The organism is Dictyobacter alpinus (assembly GCF_003967575.1).
GTDB classification, from domain to species: domain Bacteria; phylum Chloroflexota; class Ktedonobacteria; order Ktedonobacterales; family Ktedonobacteraceae; genus Dictyobacter; species Dictyobacter alpinus.
The window spans coordinates 1-18,335 of the sequence record NZ_BIFT01000003.1 but is presented as its reverse complement, the minus strand read 5'-3'; the positions used below and the strand labels follow the sequence as shown (position 1 = coordinate 18,335).

Below are 18,335 nucleotides of genomic sequence, written 5' to 3'. Positions count from 1 at the left end.
AGAGATCTCTTATGAGTAATTGCTTACCCCCTTCACTGTCTACCCAACTTGAGACTGCCCAGCGCGAAGCACTCCCGCAGACACATGTGGAACCGCTTCGTCCGCACGCCGTCATTTTGCATCGAGATGAATACCATTATGACCGCCTCGATTATGTCGCGGAGGCGCTCATGACTGTTGTAGGAGTGCTCTCGTTGGAGAGAGCAAGAGGAATTGCTGAGGCTGCGTTTACCATTGGACAGGCGGTCGTGATTGTCTGTCCAATGGAGACGGCGGAGCACTACCAGGAATGTCTGTCCACCTACGGCTTAACGGTTACTGTCGAGGCCAAATAACGGGACCCATCATAACCTGTTCGGCAACAAGCGCCTGGTCGATGATGTTTTCGCACACCGGACTCTTGTTATCGAACAACCTCAGCACAAAAAGAGGAGAAGTCATGGGTGATGCAATGCTTTCCGTGTCGTGTAGCGATGAGGAGGCCGTGGAATACGCTTTCCAGCATTACTTCTTTCCAGAAGAGCTGGCTGAGGCACGCCTGATGCTACAGGGAGGAAGGGCGTACGAGGAGGCCATCGCCTATCTTGTAGACCGAGGCCACTCGACGCTCAGAAACTCAGGAGAACCACAACCGCCACGAATGTTTATCACGATTCCTGGCGGCAACGTGTTTATCCGCCATCCGGCGCGCCTCTACCCCCATCGCCCGATCTGGGAAGGGCATGTGAGCGCTCTGGCCTGCGTTGTCTTTCCGCGACCAGCAACGGAGATCCAGCCCGAGACGCCGGTTGCGCTGACGAATGGCAACCGCTATCAGCAGTTCTCGCTGTTCGACGAAGAGATGTCCGGCACCAACGACGGAAAAGCCGAGAAGCCAAAACGGACGAGCGCGCGAGCGAAGAAACTCAAATATCTTGAGCAATCCGTGCGCATGGGAACGCAAAAGACGTGGTGGGCATGGCCCGGTTGGGTGGTGAAAGACGAGCATCTTGGCTACGTCATCAAGAAGCTGAAGGAGGATTTTTATGGAGTCAGCCTGGTTCATTGCAAAAGCAACCATGTTATGGCCACCGTCTATCTCTCAGTTCTTGATGAGACGACTCATGCACGGGTACGAGGATGGATAGCTGACGCCCTCCAGATCACCGATTGGTCCAGGGGTATTACCGCTATCCTCAAGGAAAAGACAGGGGAGCACAAAAAGCGGGCCTGGTCGAGGCAGCTTGAAGAACTGTGGAAGAAGCACAGCGCTCAGCGCTATCAATTCTCCCTGTTTGACACGGGTGAGCCTCAGTAATCGTTTGTCAATCGTTTGTCTCTCGTTTCGGCGGGGCGGCTCCTTTTGGGAGTGGCCCCGCCCTTGTTTTATGAGGAACAGAATATGAGTGAAACGCTTGAAGAGCGCGACGGCTGGCTCTTCATCAAACATACCCAGACGAGCTTTACAGAACCGAAGGAGATTGCAAACTGGTGGCCGCTCCAGGTGCGCTTCGCTGATTTCGCCCACCGCTTTGTAAACACAGTGGAAGCTCGCAAGCGCATCGGGCGGCCAGTGATCTATCTGGGGAACGGCCTGTATCGCGATGAAGATGGTCTTCTCTACCGCTTAGTCGATGGCGGACAAACAAAGGCCCAGTTTACCCACATCACGGATGTCCCAGAGCCTAAACAGCGCGGGCGCACACTGCCGATGCAGTGGCGCGATGGCTGCTGGCAAAAGCAAACGAGTCGAGGATGGAGGCGAGCGTGAACGAAACCGGACATGGAATGGATGAAAGAACGCAAAGCGAAGAGAGAACCATGTGGAGTTCTGCTACGCGCACAAGAGAGCGACCAAGGCGTGAGGTGACCTGGAAAGCGACCCTGGCTAATGGAGATATCCAGGTTATCTACGAGGAAGACGATCTGATGGCGCCCAATCCCTTTTCCCCCTATCTCGATCCACGGCTTGTTCATCCTCAGCGCTACTACCTGGGGATGTGGAACGAGGGCGTTTTTGAACCCATGACGCAGCTTTTGCACGACTTCGATGTGCGCCGCTTTCTCAGAGGGTTTGAGCGCATGGAAGAGGAGAATGGCAATACAGATCCCCTGTGTGGATTGTTTCGCAAACAGGGGATCGACCGCAGGCCACTTTTTCAGCGCGGCTACGCGGCTGCGTTTTTGTCATATGAGCGCTTTGTCCAACAGATGGATGGGTCAATAACACAGGAGTGGTCGCGTGGTAATCGGGCAGGAATTGACGATCAATGGCTTCGCGACGGATATGTGAATACGGGACGCGTTCATCCTTCCTGTATGGAGCGGATTGAGCGCATACAGTGGTTGCTCTAAGCAGTAAAACACCCGTCGCGATGGTGTATAAGCGCAGCTCTCTTTTCCTGACTGCCATAGTCAAGGTCTCTGAGCTGAGTCGGGAACCATCCCGGCAGATGTCGTTGCATGTGAACACAAGGAACAAACAGTGGAGAACATGTCACAAGCCCAAGAACACGAAGCACAAAAAGTGCTTCATCAGATTTATGAGCTACTTGATGGCGCTATTCCTAGCTCTGCCGAAGAACTTGAAGAGGCATTGCTAGCAGATGGGAAAAAGGAGGAATGGACAGAGGAACAGTTAAAGAATTTCAAGCACTTCTGTCGCATGATGTGGAATACGTAAATTTCAACTACTTTGCTGAATAGCTCTTGTTTCATACTGTATACCAGGCGGATCACTTCTTAGCTGAGAGGTGATCCGCCTTCCTTTTTGAAAGGAAGGGAATGACGTGCCTTTTGTTCTTGATGAAGTAACATCAACCATTTTAAAAGAGCGTCCCTTGAGCGTCTCCCAACTTCGCACGTTCGACCGCTGCCCCAAGTCGTACGAATTGCAGTATCTCACCAATCCGAGGACACCGGTGCTTGATATGGGTGCAGCCGTCTGGTTCGGAAAAGTCATCCAACAAATCATCCAGCGGGCATATCACGAAGTTCCGTTGCTAGAGGGACATCTCCAGGTGTGGCAGCAGGAATGTGGCCCCATCTTTGAAGATCTGCAGGACTGGTTTCATCTTGACGTTGCGTCCCGTAAGTCTGGGGCAGCGAATAGCCATGCGCGAAAAGACTGGAATCAGGCTCATCCCGAGTACAAAACGTTGACCGCGCGGATCGATGCCCACCAGCAAGAGTACCTCTCCAATTGGAACTGGTCGGAGAAATATCCCTTGACGGCCTATTATCGCTGGTCTGCCACGTTTGCCAGGACGACCCCGATGTCCCAGATTGTCTTGCCTTACGCGGCCCTGGTCGAGGGTCTTCCGGTTCGGTGGCCTGACGGCGAGGTGATCCGTCGCTTTGACGGTGAAGATGGCGGGCGAGAACACTACAAACTGTTGCATGGGGTGATTGGCGGTGCCCATGTTGTGGGCGTTCCCGATCAGTTCGGCGTGGACCCCGATGGTACCGCATGGATTTCCGATAACAAGGTCACTGCATCCCAACTCTCGTCCGAAGAACTGGGGTATGACAGCCAGCTCGCGGTGTACTACATTCTTTTGCGGCAGAACACCTGGATCACAGACGGCCAGCCCACCCGTGTTGGCCACTGCTACATCAAAGAGAAAGAGCCGCCTCGGTACGAGTGGTCAGATATCTCACACTATGACGATCTCGTCTTGCCACAACTTCATGATCATTTTGCCCAATTGAAGGCCGCGATTGTGAAGGGCCAATTTCTCCGCGTGCGAGGCATTCAACCTGCGGCATTCTCACCCTGTAAGTTCTGTGGTGTGCGCTACGCGTGCCTTACTCCACAGGACCACATCGAGCGGGAGGTGACGAAATGAGCAGCGATATGGAGTGCTACCGCCAGGCCCTCAATGTCTTTCTCGCGGCAACGAAGGACGCGGATGTCGAGGTTGCCGTAGATTTACTGCCGAGGTACGTTCGCCTGCATCTGGATGGAACCTGGGAAATCACCCAGGTTCCATCCTGTAATCTCCACGCGGCTTTTTATGAATCGGGAAAGATCGTGCCGCATGGCATCTGCCTACCACTTGTCCTGCCTCTCTCAGAGGAGGCATTGGTGGCTTGTCTCGAAGAGAAACGCTTCTTGGTTGAGGCCAAGGAGCAAGAGGATGCCTTTTACCGCGATGTGTACGAAGACTAACTTTTGCGTACTCAGTCCCCTGTAGCTGTTCAATCATCACGAATCGAGAGGAAGGCCCAGGCGAAGTTCGCCGGGCCTTTTTCCTATGCAACAAATGGAGTGTGAATCCCATGTCTATCGCTGCAAAACCAACCACCTATGGTCAGTACACATTTAGAAGCCAGCTTGAGGCCCGCTGGGCCTTTTTCTTTGACATGCTTGGTATCCGCTACCGCTACGAACCGAAACTGTTTTGCTTGCATTCCGCTCTGTACTACCGGCCCGATTTCTGGCTCATTGACCATCACTGCTTTGTGGAAGTGAAGGGTGAAAAGCCAGAGCAACGCGAGAAAATGCGATTGCTCGCGCAAAAGGTGCGCGTTAACGTCTATACCTTTTTTGGGGACGTTGGTATCCCTGATTCAAGATACTGTCGAGGGGCGTTTGTCGATTATGGAGACGACTACTACTACGTGCTCAACAGAGCATCTGATCCAGTACGCATTCGTTACCCACTCGTGCGGCCAGGCCAACTCCCTCCGCGAGAACACCCACACCTGCTCAATGCGTACGGGCGCTGGGGCCAGGACTATGGCTGGTGCGAGTGCCAGAATTGCGGCATGGTGGTCATTGCCACATCCAATCCTACCATTCATTGGCAGTGTGCCTGCCCTGAACCGCTGAGCGCTCCTCACGTGATGGACTCACCTCGCCTCCAAGCAGCATATCGCGCAGCCAACCAAAGCCATTTCACCCCGGTGATATCCCAGCCCACCCTTGCTGTAGAAGTAAAAGCCTCTTAGCTGGAAAGAAAAAACATGATTACTCGCCTGGAAAGAAATGTCGTGGAGCTACGAGAAAAGGATCTGGTACAATGCACGTAATTCCTCAGACAGAAGCTATTCGACTGTACTGTGGCAGTGCGGAGGACGACTGGAACACGCTTCCCGTAGAAGTTGGCCCTTTCGCATGCATCAGCCCTGTGTATGGTCGAACACTCGCGACGAAAAGCCCGAACTATGTCCGACTTTCCCCTAAGACACTCGCAATTGTCCAGGATTCCGGGGCCTTCTGTGATGGCCCTGGGCAGCGCCTCTCATTCGAGGCGGCACTCCGACGACAAATCAAGCACGCAGAGCAATGTAGCTATGCAGATCGTGTGACGCACCGGGCCAGTTACGACCAGCTGATTGATGAAAAGTGGGATTACCAGGGAAGACGGCGCAAGAGCCGGTGGTCGGAAGCGGATGCCTGGGAGGCATGCATCACGACGATCCAGGCGGCCAGATTTCTGAGCGTGCATCGTGAGAACTTACGCTGCATTTTTTCAGCGCAGGGCGTGACAGCTTCACAGTATCTCTCCTGCGTGCAGGGCGTGTTGCCCTATCTGCAGGAGGGGGACATGCTCGGCCTGGGCGGCTTCTGCATCCTGGGTCGCTTCCCGCGTCAGACCATGCCGATCTTTCGTGAGATCATCCACGAGGTCATCCCATTCGTTGGGCGCGAGGGAGTGAGGCAAATCCATATCTGGGGGTGCCTCTTTGCTCCAGCCCTCGGTGAATTGCTCTGGCTGTGCGACCAGTACGGAATCAAGCTCTCCACAGATTCCGCCTACCCGTCGCTGCGGCCCGTGCTGGGTCGTTGGGGATACGCCTCCTGGGCCGACAAGACCTATACGCTTCGTCGGCCCCCAAACGGTCCAGAGCTAGGCAGACAGAGGAAAATTCACTGCTGGCTTGTGCGGAGATGGCTCGCCAACTTCCGTGATCGGGAGCTGCAACACTATCGGTGGCGTGCGATCCGCCAGCAGCACCGCATCTTCGAGGATGAGGAGGCACCTGTTCTGAGCATCATACGAAAGGAGGATCATGAGAACGGTTATCACCTCGCTGTACGAGAAAACGGCCTGGCATCCATGGATTCCGCTTGAGAACAGCTGGCGCGGGAAGAAAGTTCCTGCGGGTCCAGGTCTCTATCGTATTCTGCTGGTCGATGAAGAGCACACGCAGATGGCCTATATCGGTCAGTCAAAGAACCTGAAAGAACGATTGGGGGCACTCAAGCATGTCTATAGCGATGTTTCACCGCTCCACGACCCGCACTTTGCGGGACCGGCATTATGGACGTGGCGCCAAGCGTTGCCCCGGTCGCACTTTGAGGTATCTGTAGCACCGTTTCCGACAATACCCAAGCCCCTCCGACTCGGCCTGGAGTGCCTGGCGCTCGCACTTTGTCATCAAGAGCAAGACGTAGCCCCCCTGGCGAACTTTGGGCGCACACGCGACGAATGGAGTGCTCTGTGGTCTTCATCACCTGAACGACAGATGCAAGAAGTCAGGCTAACTGGACCGCTTGATGGCAATCCCCATGCCAGATCGTGGTGCGGCCTGGATTGGACATCATGGACCCTTCTTGATCGTGAACACCTGCCTGAAGATGGTCTGGGACTGTATCGCCTGCGCGTGGCGGGGTGCGATCCGCTTCTGTATATCGGACAGGGGGAGATTGCCGCCCGTCTGAAAGCATATCGCTCAAACCTGCCATTGGAATGCTCCTGGGTGTTGGGGAGCTGGACCTATCATCGACGCTTGGAGCTCAGATCCAATGCTGTCGGCGCGCATCTCCTCTCTCTCTCGACAATTCCCTTGTGGCAATTCGAGAGCGGCGCTCCCCTTGGTGGGCCTGCTGGCATGTCGTCAGCGGCATAACACATACCACACGCTACCACAGCGGCACAAAAGCTGGCTGTCTTCTCACCACCTCGTCCCTATTCACTGTCCTGTCACACTCGCTTTTTGTTGTTTCAGCTCGCAATGAGAGCTGCTGTTTTTATGAAAGGAGCAACGATGCCCCCGAACAAGACCGTTCGGGGGCATCGTTATAGCAAGAACATGAATACGACCAACACGTTTTATCACCTGCTTTGCGATAACCACCCCCTATTAGCAAAACTGGAGAAAGCGGTTGCACGCTGCACGCTCACGGACGCAGTGTGGCGTCTCAAGAAACTGCTTTCCTATCACCATGTTCTACCAGAAGAGGGCCTCGATTACACGCGCCTCTATGCTTTGTTAAAGAAGGATTTCCAGGGGTATGACCTCCAGGAAGAAGATTTCTCTTCAATGCATCTTGAAGGTTTCAACTTTGCCGGGGCCAAGTTACAAGGCACGAAATTCTACGGAGCCAAACTCAGTCGTGCAAATTTCACTCGCGCGAACCTGCGTGAGGCGAAGTGCAATCAATCTCAGATGCAATATGCGCTTCTGGAGGAGGCGGAGCTTTGTGGCGCAGACTTTACACGTGCGGATCTTTCCCATGCGATACTCATCGACGCAGATCTGACACACGCCGATTTCTCGGGAGCAACGCTCTCCCATGCGACTTGTACACGTGTGAAAGCAAAGCAAGCCACTTTCGACTATGCCGTTTTGACGGACTCTATCTGGAACGAAGCGAATCTGGAGGGAGCCTGTTTGCAGGAGGTAGAGGCAACAAAGGCTAATTTTACTGAGGCAATTTTGAGGCATGCGGCGGTCCACTATGCTGTACTCAACCAGGCCATACTGACAGATGCGCAATGCTCCTACAGCGATTGGTTCGGTGCAAATCTGCAAGAGGCTACGCTTGGGGATGCCAACTTCTCCTTTAGCAAGCTTCACACCGTCAATGTAGAGGATGCCTACCTCCGTAACTGCAACTGTGAAGGTGCGAGCTTTGGAAAAAGGTTGAGGTATAATGGCAAGACAAACATCGACTACAACAACCACGATCTTATCAGTATGGTGCTTCTCTCGCGTGCTCATACAACGCAACAGAAGCAGTTTGCCCTCTATATTCGCCACGAAACTGATCTTTGCTGGCCCGGATTTACAAAACTCCTGCTTCGCCAATCAACGGATATGGCGGCGTGGGTGAAAGAGGCACTGGGATCGGTTGATAGCTTGCGAGCTTTTGTCCAGGACTATGAGGCGCGTTTCCAGCAATGGCTTTCTGAGGAAAAGCTATCAGTAGACCTCAGCGATATTAATTCAGACCTCCACCACCTCATGAACGAGGAGATCGAGAAGCACCCCTCCCTCAAAAAGGAAGAGCTCTACTGGTTTCTGCGTGGTGTGTTGACAGCGTTTTGCCAACAGCCAGGCGCGGCAATAAGCGAAGAGCAGCACGCAGATGTTCTAGATCACCTTCGCGTCTTGACGAACCAGTAAAATATGCACCGCATGGCTGGACGTATCCAGCCATGCCATAGTGGTGAGCGTATTAATCCCCTTTTTGGGTTTCATCATTGAACCAGAATGAGGAATGCAAGGTATAAGGGAGGCACTCATGGTTAGAAGCAAAAAGACGGGACTGGACTACCCAGAGCCAACGATCCCGCCACCAAACGAATTACAACAGCGTTTCGCAACAGTGCAGATGGGCGATATGGTCGTTCTTTATATCCAGTATAAAGAAGACCTGTACAGTATCTATCTGCACTTTGTAACGAAGCGCACCGAAACGCACTTGTTCATCACGCACGTCAAACAAGGTTTTGCCATCGCCGATGGCAAAGCTCATGATGAGGATGGCAATATGATCAAACACTGGCAACTCTTACCCTATACCGAAGAAATTCAAATGGCAGTTCGACATGCCCGGTTAGTTGAGAAAGTCTCGCACCTCCTACATTATGGTATGCAGTCGCTTACTGCCATGAGTGATGAACAGTTGACAGCAGTAGAAGCACTTTTTGAGCAGTTAGAGCGCCAGAGTCCAGTCTATCCGCTGGTGAATGTGAAAGAGGAGTGGATACTGGAGCTGGAGCGACAAAAAGTCTTGCAAGGAAACAATGCGTAATGAAGAACGCTGAGGAGCCTGCCTCTGAAAAAGCTTCTTCACCTGTTAGCTGGTCGTAAGAAAGAGAATTATTACGCGTCTGGCTCTTGTTTTGTGGAGCATTTGTTACAGTAATCACAAAGCTCTCCTACATATTATGCCGGATAACCGAAAAAAGGAGATAGAAATGGACTTGGAGGTCATACTGCATCCTATTGGCTCGTGGGGATTGCGCAGAAGCGATGGCAAGATCATGATGAAGTTGGTGCAGACCTGTATCCAGCCTTTTCAACAAGAACTCCACGTCCTGGTGTTTGACACGTATACAGAGGCTGCATGTCAGCACCTGAATCTGCTGACCACTGAGCAGCGTCAGCAGCAAGGCATCTTTTAGCACAGATCCCTCATGGTCTAGCAGTCCTTACCGTTTTTCTCTTGAGTCCCCCTGTTGGCAGAACCGCCGGCAGGGGTTTCTTTTTGCGCTCGGAAAGGAGCAGTTTTGATGAATTCCCACGGTGATCACACGCAGGTCCAAGGGAGAGCATGGTCTGAGCACGAGTACATGCTCTCTTTTTTCATTTCGATGCAGGTTGGCGCGGTCTGGGGTCATTGTTATGAAAACGCCTATCCATTGTTCTTTGCCATACCGGAACTTTTCGACCCACATGGCCTGTTTATCGAGGGCTGGATTGTCTTCGAGGATACAGATCGTGTAGTGCTGATGGAACATGGATGGCTTCTTAGCAGACAGCAGTATATCGTCGATCCCACCATTGTGCTTGCGGTCGAGATTAGCCAGCCTGTGTATTATTATCCCGGCGTATCCCGTGCGCGGGCTGAACTGGAGGCGCTGGAAAACGAGTTCTTTCCCCATGTACGCTTCTCTGGGTATAGGGACGATGGAATGCAGCATGCTGGCTATCTTGCCGCCTACGAATCTGCGTTACAGAAGGCCAGGTCGATGCTTTCTGAGAAGAAGACTTTTGTTGAGGTGAAAGCGACATTGCTTCCATCCCAGGATGAGGTAGTTAGCCAATCCTCTGATTTCGGCGTGATTGTTGTCCAACGGAACGGAGGTGGACCACATGGGCAAGAGCGCGGGTGAACTGCTGCTTCGGTCTGTTCACGACGTGGTACGAGCGGCCAGGCTGTGGGAAGAGTTTGAGACGGCGGAGCAGTTCACTCTCTCCGTTGAGAACGAACCCTATATGCCGCTCATCATCGAGAGCTGGCCCACGCTGGACCCTCTGCAAGGCGAGCAGCGGCATGTCCTGGTTGCGCACTACTACACAGTAAAAGAGCGGCAGTTTCCAGACCCTGAGCTGGAGATGACCGAGTACGGCTTTCCCGTGCGGCTCAGACAAACCGTGTTTGGTATCATGGAAACCCCTGTCCTCTGGCGTGACGCTCGGACGCAAGAGGTTCTGGTCAACGTGCGCGGCAAGAGGGACATGGCTGAACTGCTGCGTATCTGGGCGAAAAATATCAAGTATCAGGGGTTCGCGGAAGCTGCATCTCGGATCGTTACGGTGGCCCCGCCTCCTATCCTTGCTCTTGAGGCGGGGGAAGAGCAGGGAGCGCTGGGTGGAACATGATGACCATCGCACAGCACGAGCTTGCGCCGTTTTGTTTGGAACGAGTCTGGTCCACATGGCAGAACCTGGAAGGGAGTTGGAGGGAAGCGCGTATCTCCACCTGCCCGGGTCTCTATCGCATCCGCATCGTCATTTCCCTCCACGACCGCATCTTCCCCTTTGTCGTGTACATCGGTCAATCTGGCGACCTTCGGACGCGCATGGGACACCTCAAGGGGGTTTTTGGAATCGACATGCCATTTAAAAGCCCGCATATTGCCGGGCCGCCACTCTGGGCCATTCGGCAGCGTCTCCGGCAAGAACGTGTCCCGGCCTGCTTTGAAGTCTCCGTCATGGAGCTTCGCGGTGTGCCCAAATCGCAGCGGCTGGGTTATGAGTGTGTTGCCATTGCACGTCACCGGAAGCTTCAGCCTCACCGGTTTCTGGCGAACTTCGGCAGGATGCCAAGGGGCTACATCGCTTCCACCTTCAATAAAGGGGCAGGCAGCTTCCGTGGATATCCATCGCCAGCGCGCAACGACAGCCATCTCCAAAACCTCGCACTGCCGGGCGACCTTGAAAGGGGTTTGCCCGGCGGCCTCGACTGGTGCGGTCTTTCCTGGTCGCACTGGGCTCTCGTGCAGGATGCGGCTCTCTCGAAAGAGGTGAGCGGACTCTATCGTATCCGGCAGCCTGATCGCCCCACGCTACTGTACCTGGGGCAGGGCATAGTACGCGAGCGAATCAATCCCTACCGGAAAATGGGGGTGGAGTGCTCCTGGGTAGGCGGCCAGTGGCGCGAACACGAGCGGTTGGAGCTGTTGAACGATATCATCGCGTCGCATGTTCTGTGCATAGGGCAGCCACCAACCCTGCAATTCCCGGATGATGAGGCAAAGGGAAAATTGTAGTTGGCCCAATTATTCAAACTAAGGGGGTTACAAATCCCGACAGTGACGATGTGACCGATAAGCTCCGATCCTGATCAGCAGGGCCGCGCTCTGCGTCGCAAAAAGCAAGAGCCTGATAAAAAAGAAACCTGTCCCGGAGTCGGTGGAATTGTCCCCGGCTCTTTTGTTTTACCCCAAAAAATGAAGAAAGAGTAAAAAAGGGGTCATCGTAAAATCATGTTGATGATGTTTTTTGCACAGGTAACAATTGTTTCATTCTTCGAGGAAAGGAGGAGCTTATGCAAACAGAAGATATATTGCAAATGACAGATTGGATGAAACGTCAAACGGTTGTGGAGCGCATAGCTGATCTGACCATACTGGAGGCATTAGTCATTACGAATCATTGGCATACCTGGATCATTGCTACTCCTGATGGCAATATCCAGATCGAATTCCATTGCAAGCCCGATGGGCAAGGGAGATGTCGGCATCATAGCTACTGGCTTATCTCCGATAATCATCGGGCATCGAATGCAGGCTGTATTGAAACTGCGCTTGACTACTTTGACGATGAAGCGCAAAGAAAATTTTTGAGAGAGGCATCCCTCTCACAAAAATGGATTTTCTACGGCATAAACAAGAGTAACCTAATTAGTGTTACATAATCCTTTTACCTGTTCAACATGATTTTACGATGACCCTAAAAAAGATGGCCGTTCGAGATCAAATTCAGCAAGTGAAACAGACCCAGAACGTCATTCGAGAGCGTTTTCAGCGAGGAGGCCCGCTGTTTGAGGAGGCAGAACGCTCCGTTGACGAGCATAGGCGGCTGGATGCGCAAATAGAAGAGCTACGCGAAAGGCAATTCGAGGCGATGGCTGAGCGTATTACCGACGATGCCGATGCCTATGAGCTGGTCAGCTCGTCCGACATAGCGAGGCGACTGCGCCAGTTCGCCGTCCACATTGCCTGGCAGTGCTTCCCAGCGCACACGGAAGCGGAGATAAAGGATCTCGTCGATTCCCTCGAAGATATCGATACACCATTCACTTCGTGATTTTGCCCGCAAGCGATACCTCACATCACCTGCCTTTGTCCTGTCCACTAGTTTGAAAGGAGAAATCCCATGTCCCATACTGATTGGCGAACACGCCTTTCGCTCACCCAGGTGGAGTCCTACATGCGGCGACGTGTGGGAGATATTGACATTAGTGTCACCTTACATGCGCAGGAAATCGCCGACGAGGCGGCCTCACACTTTAACGCGCGGGATGACGGAAAGACGCCGCAAGAGTTCGTGACTGCCGCACAGAACGTGATTCGCTACTATAACGGAGAGTGAGGGATGGCTCACGTGATATCCCAGCGCTCTCCACCAGAACGGATCATCCTGGGCGTCGATCCAGGTATCGCGATTACTGGCTACGCTTTTCTTCACGAACAGCACGGGGGGTTGCAAATGCTCGCTTGTGATGTGATTCGGACCCCGAAGCATACCCCTTTACCGGACCGCTTGCAGTCTCTGCATGATCAGCTTTCCGCGTTGCTCGCTACCTATCGTCCCTCAGAGTCGGCAATGGAGATCTTGTTTTTTGGCAAAAATCGCAAGACCGCCATTGATGTGGCTCATGCGCGCGGGGTTGCCATGCTCACGCTGAAACAGGCGCATCTTTCCATTGCCGAATATACTCCCTCGCAAATAAAGCTTGCGGTCACTGGTTACGGAAATGCGGACAAATCCCAGGTTGGGGAAATGGTGCGAGTGCTTCTCAGGCTTTCGGCCATTCCGCGACCAGATGATGCCGCCGACGCTGCCGCTGCCGCCATTTGCCACGCTCATACCCATGCGTGGCGTTCACAGATTGAAAGGAACCATCGCGTATGACATTTGATACGACGATTCTGCTTGCTGGGCAGGCTACACCCCCACTCATGCAATTGGTCCTGTTTCCTGATGTGGTGGGTGTTGATGTGCTCTCCCTGGATGAGTGCGCACGACTTTCAGCGCCCAAGTCTTTGGCCGAGGAAGAGGAACCTCCGAGAAACGTATTCCCCACACAAATGCCAGAACAACTTTCGTTATTCCCCCAGCTCTGATGCCGCGCAGGTAGCGAGGACCTTATCAGCTCCTCTGGTGGAATGGACCTCTGGGCAAAGCTGCACGCAAGGGCGGGAGCATCCCCCCAACAGCCTTCGCATCCTGCGGGCTATCTCGAAGGCCGTGTATCGGCAACAAACAGCAGCCTCATTCCACCTCTCGTTATCCGCGTTTCAGCGAATCTGATGCCACGCTCGCGCGAGAGAAGCGCGAGCGCACTGTTCCAGGCGGGTTCATACCCGCCTTTTTCATTGTTTCACCTCGAAAGGAGTATACCTTGCAATTTACCGTAGACGCGCATGCCCTTTTGCATGCGCTGAAAAGTATCAATATCCGTTACCACATGCACGCATTCGTCCAGATCCAGGCGCAAGATGGCCGGCTCACGCTACGAACCTGTACGGAACCACCATTCCGCTGGAGTAGACTGGAAACCCCTTCAGTAGTAGCAAGTGTGTCGATCACCGAATCGCTCACCATTCCGGAGGAGGGTCAGCATGCTGCGCAGTACCAGGCGTTGGTGAATGCTGTCAAGATGTTTGATGGCTCCATTGCTCTGCGGCGGGAAGAGCAAGCGGTGATCGTTGAACGTCCAGGCGATCTCACACAGCAAACGCCTGTCGAGGGAACAAGTATCTCCCCTGATACGACTGTTGTGACAAGTCTCTTCTCTGAAGGAACAGTACATCCCGAGGTAGGAGCGACCTACACCAGAAAGGAGTCACAGTGGGGAAATTGTCCGACCTGTGGAAGAAGTGAACACAAAGAACAGGTGAATCTCTATCGGCTTGCTGCTGTAATGACGCAACAGGCCCGCGTTGGGCGGGATCAACTTTTCTCCATGTTCAAGCAGGTCGCGTGGGCGGTCGCATCGGAAGATGACTATGGCAATGGGGACCAGGGCCGTACTGGTGTCTACCTGAGCCTCAAGGACGAGGTGCTCTTGCTGCAAGCTCGCGATGGTCACTGCCTGGCCCAGCGTTGGGCCGAACTTCCCGGGGCAGAGGACTGGGAGCATGCGGTAATCATCCCTGCAAGACCATTGGAGCGAGCGCTCCAGCTCTTTCCGAAGAAGTCAGACATTCTCCTGGAGGCGGTTTTGCTTCAACATCAGCACGTCAAAAAAGACGAGGAGGACATACTTGACGCAGAACCGTTTATGAGAGCGCGAGAAATCCGCCTCTCTTCGGGCGATATGCGCGTGAGCATAGGACTGCTGAACGGCGATATTCCAGACTATCGGTCCTTCTTCGCCAGAGTACGCGAGACACAGGTGGTGTGTGCGACCGCCGACCTGTTGAATGCCTGTAAAGCCGTCTCGACCGTTGCTGAAGCTCGCAGTACTGTTATGTGGCTTCATGTGAACGAGGCCGGAATAAGTATCGAGGCGGGACACGACGACCAGTCTCTCCAGAGAGCGCTGCATCAGGTTCAGGCAGTAGCTTCGATGAGCGAGAATATCAGCTTTGCCACCGGATGGGGCTGCTTACCCGATGCGCTCAAGGCGATCACCGCACCCCAGGTGACGATAGAAATGAGCGGGCCTGAAGATCCCATAGTACTGCGTCCCACGGGCGGATCAGACGATTATCGGTGCGCGGTCACAGCGGCGAAGGCGTAAAGAGAACGTTGGCGATGAACAGCGCCAGCACGCACGCGGAATTACGCCTGCGTGCTGGCGCTTTTTTCTGTGCAATGAGAGGAAAAACAACGCTATGCAATTTACGATCAACCAGGCCGAGCTGATGTCAGCACTGGGCGCGGTGAAGGCCCCCTGCAAGGGTCGCTTCGCCTTAGAGGTGCTCAATAACGTGCTGATCGAGGCCAGAGATGGCGTAGTGAGTTTCACGACGACGGACCTCACGATGCGGGTCACGTTCACGGCGGCTCACACGGTGAAGGTGGCCGAGGAGGGGGCATACACGGTGAATTACAAGCAGTTGTTCGACACCATCAAGGTCTTGCCTAAGCGGGCGGACATCGCGGTGCGGCGACTGGAAGGCACCGTCGAAATCACCTGTTCTGGCCGCAAATTCGTCCGGGGGATAGAGGCCGAGGAGTATCCAGACTGGAAGCCAGCGCACGTTCCTGGCGAAACCTACACAGAGACCAGGGAGGAATACGAGCCGGACTCGTCGGGAAATGGAAGTACGCGTGTCACAAATACCTATAAATACGAAGTACTCAAAACGCAGATCCAACAACTCTGTCTTCCTCGCAACCTCCTCGTGGGCATGTTGAGCCAGGTCGCTTATGTTGCGGCGGATGATGATTCCCGGCCCGTGTATCGAGCCATTTTCACCGATCTCAGGGATGATCGGCTGACCATGGTGGCAGCCGATGCCTTTCGCCTCGTGAAGCACGTGGTTGACGTGCCCTGCGCTGGTTCATGGGAACACGCTGTCCTCATCGACGCGAAATACTTTGCGCAGATCGGGAAGCTCCTCCCGAAAGACTGCGGAGTGGACATAGAAGTGCTGTCCACGCTTGAAAAAGTACTGGAAAAGAATGGGAAGGAGGAGGCAAACACTCTCCCCTACCTTACTATCTCCCAGGTGCGCTTTGCGACAGATACTACTGTCGTCCTGCTCCGTCCGACTGAGGGCACATATCCCAATTATGAGGGGGCCTTGCCTAAATCCTACAGCACTCGTGTCGTCTGCGATACCGCAGAACTATTGAGCGGATATCAGACGATCTGGCCTGTAGCGAAGGATTCGAGCAATATCGCAAAGCTGCGCATCACCGGGGACACGGCCTTTATTGAGGCTTCTGCTGAGGAGCAGCCAGAGCCAACCGTCCACGAGATCCCCGCGATTGTCAGCGGTCCCGACACCCATGCCCTCCTCAATTGCCAGTATATGCTCGATTTTCTGAAGGCGACAAAGGCATCAGAGGTGGTGATAGAGATGACCACGCCAGCGCGGCCAGTGGTTGCAAGGCCATGCTATGAAGGGCCAGGGGAGCAGACCATCTATATTGTCATGCCGATGACGCCGAATCGATAGTGAAGAACGTCTCAATTGCTGAGCCGGCCCTTATCAGATAAAGGCCGGCTTTTATTATGGGAGGAAATATGGCTGAGATCCCCAGACCGGAACGCGAAGAGCAGGAAGCGTATGTGCTGGACGAGCAAGATCAGCAAGAACTAGAGACATTCAAGCTTCAACTAGAGCCAGTGCAACAGCAGATCACCGCTCTGGAGGCCCAGCTAGAGCGTCTCTTTCCCCGCGACATATCGGATCATTTTCACCTAGGAATGGTGGGCCGGGGTGGCCGCGCCTCAGCAAAGCTGAATAAGAAAAAGCTCGGCGCGATGGATAGAAGCTTTGAGGTCACTAAAAAGCTGGAGCCGCTCTACCGCGAGCGCACGCGGCTTACCGCATTGATCACCGACGTGACCTCCGGGCGTCGAAAGCAGCAGCGCGAGAAGCAAGCAAGGTTGGAGCAGTGGCGGCAAGAGGCGGAAGCTCGCGTACGCCTGGCAGTGGTGGGCGATTACGTGCTTGATAGCGCCTTTGGCCTGGTGAAGGTGGTACGGAAGAACCGGAAATCTTTGACCATCGAGACGAGCAGCGGCTACCGTGAACCGAGACCTTTTGAGCTCATCAAAGATGTTGCCAGCAAGCCGGCACCTGCTATACAGGCGATGACGGGGCCAAGGAGAGGGGGTGAATGATACAGCATCATGAGATACCGACGAATTTCGTAGTGATAGGCCTATCGGGAAAAAGGAGGAAGCGTGTCGCAATGGCACCTTGTTTTGCTGTCGGTGAACCAGGATAGGTTGACTGTACCAGGCTACGCTGGCGGCCCAGTAGTGTTCCTACTCAACGCTTCCTTGAGGAAGCCGATGCCCTTGTGGCCTCTCAATCCATGTAGTCCGATGGAATATAGTCTGCGAAAGAAGGGAGAGCACATGCTACGTCAATTTTTTACTTCTGATGCCGAAACCATCCGCGCTGCCATTGAAGCATATCGGCGTGAAGCAGGCCCCAGGGTCGTTGCCCGATTGGTTCCAGGTGCGTGCGTGGTAGAGATTGTTGGTACTAAACTGGAGGGAAATACCCTCCGCGTTCAGACCACCGATCTCCACTGGCATACCCCCTTTGCTTGTTATAAGGACATTCGTGAGTGACCCCTCTGCAGCATGGCAGAGAGTCTGCGCAGATTACTGAAATGCTTTACACGAGGTGGCAATAATGCACCGTCTATCCTCCGCACCACGTGCCCCACCATACTTGCTAACCCATGCTTCAAAGAAAGATATGTTTTGTTTGATCTGTGCCTGCCCAAGGAAAAAATCTCCTGGACAGGCATTTCTTATGCCATCAGGAGGCTTACTCATGGTAACGAATACACCGAATAAACAACATAACCGCCAGATGTCACGAGAGAACACATCAATGGCCGTTCCTCGCTTTATCTCTCCACTGCCTGAGCCTGATGCCGTCGTTCAGGCCCGCTTGTTCAAAGCTCTGGCCGATCCAACACGCTTGCGTATACTGAGCCTGCTCAACCGCTATGAGGGAGAGGCGTGTGTCTTTGAGATCGTGGAGAGCTTCACGCTGGAACAGCCAACCATTTCTCACCATCTGCGCATCCTGCGCGATGCTGGCCTCGTTGATTGCCGTAAAAAGGGTCTTTGGGCCTATTACTACGTAAAACGTGATGCTCTCGTGCGTGCGCGTGATGTCATCGAAGCTCTCTGACTCCGCAGGCTCACCCCTAACCACGAGGGCAGCCTATAATCTCTCTCATCCACACTATTCTCTGAGCTGGTGCTGCCAAGCACCAGCTCATTTTTGTTCTGGAGGACCAAC

Annotated in this window: 26 protein-coding genes; 25 read left to right on the top strand and 1 reads right to left on the bottom strand. The window is 53.8% G+C overall.

Features of this window, described 5'->3' with window-relative positions:
* Window positions 1-11: 11 nt before the first annotated feature.
* The 17 genes from EL633_RS35315 (at window position 12) to EL633_RS35235 (ending at window position 12,079) form a co-directional block, all read left to right on the top strand.
* Entirely contained in the window at window positions 12-335 is a 324-nt protein-coding gene (locus tag EL633_RS35315) for an ATP-dependent Clp protease adaptor ClpS (RefSeq protein WP_161982712.1), read from the top strand.
* A gap of 41 nt (window positions 336-376) precedes the next feature.
* Window positions 377-1,297, top strand: coding sequence for a hypothetical protein (locus EL633_RS35310; protein WP_126632014.1), 921 nt, complete (start codon window positions 377-379; stop codon window positions 1,295-1,297).
* A gap of 84 nt (window positions 1,298-1,381) precedes the next feature.
* On the top strand, window positions 1,382-1,750 hold the full coding sequence (locus EL633_RS35305) for a hypothetical protein (protein ID WP_126632013.1): 369 nt from the start codon (window positions 1,382-1,384) through the stop codon (window positions 1,748-1,750).
* Complete coding sequence (locus tag EL633_RS35300; protein ID WP_126632012.1) at window positions 1,747-2,334, top strand: hypothetical protein; 588 nt, start codon at window positions 1,747-1,749, stop codon at window positions 2,332-2,334. The genes EL633_RS35305 and EL633_RS35300 overlap by 4 nt, the downstream gene beginning before the upstream one ends.
* 139 nt (window positions 2,335-2,473) lie before the next feature.
* Window positions 2,474-2,662, top strand: a complete 189-nt coding sequence (locus EL633_RS35295; protein WP_126632011.1) for a hypothetical protein — start codon at window positions 2,474-2,476, stop codon at window positions 2,660-2,662.
* A 106-nt stretch (window positions 2,663-2,768) separates the two neighbouring features.
* A complete protein-coding gene (locus EL633_RS35290; RefSeq protein ID WP_126632010.1) occupies window positions 2,769-3,827 on the top strand; it encodes a PD-(D/E)XK nuclease family protein in 1,059 nt (352 codons plus the stop codon).
* Window positions 3,824-4,150, top strand: coding sequence for a hypothetical protein (locus EL633_RS35285; protein ID WP_126632009.1), 327 nt, complete (start codon window positions 3,824-3,826; stop codon window positions 4,148-4,150). Before EL633_RS35290 ends, EL633_RS35285 begins: the two co-directional genes overlap by 4 nt.
* A gap of 110 nt (window positions 4,151-4,260) precedes the next feature.
* A complete protein-coding gene (locus tag EL633_RS35280; protein WP_126632008.1) occupies window positions 4,261-4,932 on the top strand; it encodes a PDDEXK family nuclease in 672 nt (223 codons plus the stop codon).
* A 71-nt stretch (window positions 4,933-5,003) separates the two neighbouring features.
* On the top strand, window positions 5,004-6,059 hold the full coding sequence (locus tag EL633_RS35275; RefSeq protein WP_126632007.1) for a hypothetical protein: 1,056 nt from the start codon (window positions 5,004-5,006) through the stop codon (window positions 6,057-6,059).
* Window positions 5,998-6,837, top strand: a complete 840-nt coding sequence (locus EL633_RS35270) for a hypothetical protein (RefSeq protein WP_126632006.1) — start codon at window positions 5,998-6,000, stop codon at window positions 6,835-6,837. Before EL633_RS35275 ends, EL633_RS35270 begins: the two co-directional genes overlap by 62 nt.
* A gap of 138 nt (window positions 6,838-6,975) precedes the next feature.
* Window positions 6,976-8,337, top strand: coding sequence for a pentapeptide repeat-containing protein (locus EL633_RS35265; RefSeq protein ID WP_161982711.1), 1,362 nt, complete (start codon window positions 6,976-6,978; stop codon window positions 8,335-8,337).
* A 118-nt stretch (window positions 8,338-8,455) separates the two neighbouring features.
* On the top strand, window positions 8,456-8,968 hold the full coding sequence (locus EL633_RS35260; protein ID WP_126632004.1) for a hypothetical protein: 513 nt from the start codon (window positions 8,456-8,458) through the stop codon (window positions 8,966-8,968).
* A gap of 166 nt (window positions 8,969-9,134) precedes the next feature.
* Window positions 9,135-9,341: a hypothetical protein gene (locus tag EL633_RS35255; RefSeq protein WP_126632003.1), complete on the top strand. Its 207-nt coding sequence runs from the start codon at window positions 9,135-9,137 to the stop codon at window positions 9,339-9,341.
* A gap of 108 nt (window positions 9,342-9,449) precedes the next feature.
* Entirely contained in the window at window positions 9,450-10,052 is a 603-nt protein-coding gene (locus EL633_RS35250) for a hypothetical protein (protein ID WP_126632002.1), read from the top strand.
* Window positions 10,033-10,542, top strand: a complete 510-nt coding sequence (locus tag EL633_RS35245) for a DUF6908 domain-containing protein (RefSeq protein WP_371865606.1) — start codon at window positions 10,033-10,035, stop codon at window positions 10,540-10,542. The genes EL633_RS35250 and EL633_RS35245 overlap by 20 nt, the downstream gene beginning before the upstream one ends.
* On the top strand, window positions 10,539-11,432 hold the full coding sequence (locus EL633_RS35240; protein ID WP_126632000.1) for a hypothetical protein: 894 nt from the start codon (window positions 10,539-10,541) through the stop codon (window positions 11,430-11,432). The genes EL633_RS35245 and EL633_RS35240 overlap by 4 nt, the downstream gene beginning before the upstream one ends.
* A 278-nt stretch (window positions 11,433-11,710) precedes the next feature.
* Window positions 11,711-12,079 (top strand): hypothetical protein, encoded by a 369-nt coding sequence (locus tag EL633_RS35235; RefSeq protein ID WP_126631999.1) that lies wholly within the window; start codon window positions 11,711-11,713, stop codon window positions 12,077-12,079.
* Window positions 12,080-12,264: 185 nt separating this feature from the next.
* On the opposite strand, the gene EL633_RS35230 is transcribed toward EL633_RS35235, so the two are convergent.
* Window positions 12,265-12,495: a hypothetical protein gene (locus EL633_RS35230; RefSeq protein WP_126631998.1), complete on the bottom strand. Its 231-nt coding sequence runs from the start codon at window positions 12,493-12,495 to the stop codon at window positions 12,265-12,267.
* Between the two features lie 45 nt (window positions 12,496-12,540).
* Here EL633_RS35230 and EL633_RS35225 point away from each other — a divergent pair, with 45 nt between their 5' ends.
* From EL633_RS35225 to EL633_RS35190, 8 genes are all read left to right on the top strand, one after another.
* Window positions 12,541-12,756 carry a hypothetical protein gene (locus tag EL633_RS35225; RefSeq protein ID WP_126631997.1) on the top strand — a complete coding sequence of 72 codons (216 nt, stop codon included), beginning with the start codon at window positions 12,541-12,543 and terminating at the stop codon, window positions 12,754-12,756.
* Window positions 12,757-12,759: 3 nt separating this feature from the next.
* Window positions 12,760-13,299, top strand: a complete 540-nt coding sequence (ruvC, locus tag EL633_RS35220; RefSeq protein WP_126631996.1) for a crossover junction endodeoxyribonuclease RuvC — start codon at window positions 12,760-12,762, stop codon at window positions 13,297-13,299.
* Window positions 13,296-13,511, top strand: a complete 216-nt coding sequence (locus tag EL633_RS35215) for a hypothetical protein (protein ID WP_126631995.1) — start codon at window positions 13,296-13,298, stop codon at window positions 13,509-13,511. Before ruvC ends, EL633_RS35215 begins: the two co-directional genes overlap by 4 nt.
* Before the next feature lie 278 nt (window positions 13,512-13,789).
* Entirely contained in the window at window positions 13,790-15,133 is a 1,344-nt protein-coding gene (locus tag EL633_RS35210) for a DNA polymerase III subunit beta (protein WP_126631994.1), read from the top strand.
* 94 nt (window positions 15,134-15,227) lie between these two features.
* On the top strand, window positions 15,228-16,520 hold the full coding sequence (locus EL633_RS35205) for a DNA polymerase III subunit beta (RefSeq protein WP_126631993.1): 1,293 nt from the start codon (window positions 15,228-15,230) through the stop codon (window positions 16,518-16,520).
* 68 nt (window positions 16,521-16,588) lie between these two features.
* Window positions 16,589-17,191, top strand: a complete 603-nt coding sequence (locus EL633_RS35200; RefSeq protein ID WP_126631992.1) for a hypothetical protein — start codon at window positions 16,589-16,591, stop codon at window positions 17,189-17,191.
* 240 nt (window positions 17,192-17,431) lie between these two features.
* Window positions 17,432-17,650, top strand: coding sequence for a hypothetical protein (locus tag EL633_RS35195; RefSeq protein WP_126631991.1), 219 nt, complete (start codon window positions 17,432-17,434; stop codon window positions 17,648-17,650).
* A gap of 208 nt (window positions 17,651-17,858) precedes the next feature.
* A complete protein-coding gene (locus tag EL633_RS35190; protein WP_218027667.1) occupies window positions 17,859-18,224 on the top strand; it encodes an ArsR/SmtB family transcription factor in 366 nt (121 codons plus the stop codon).
* Window positions 18,225-18,335: the final 111 nt, after the last annotated feature.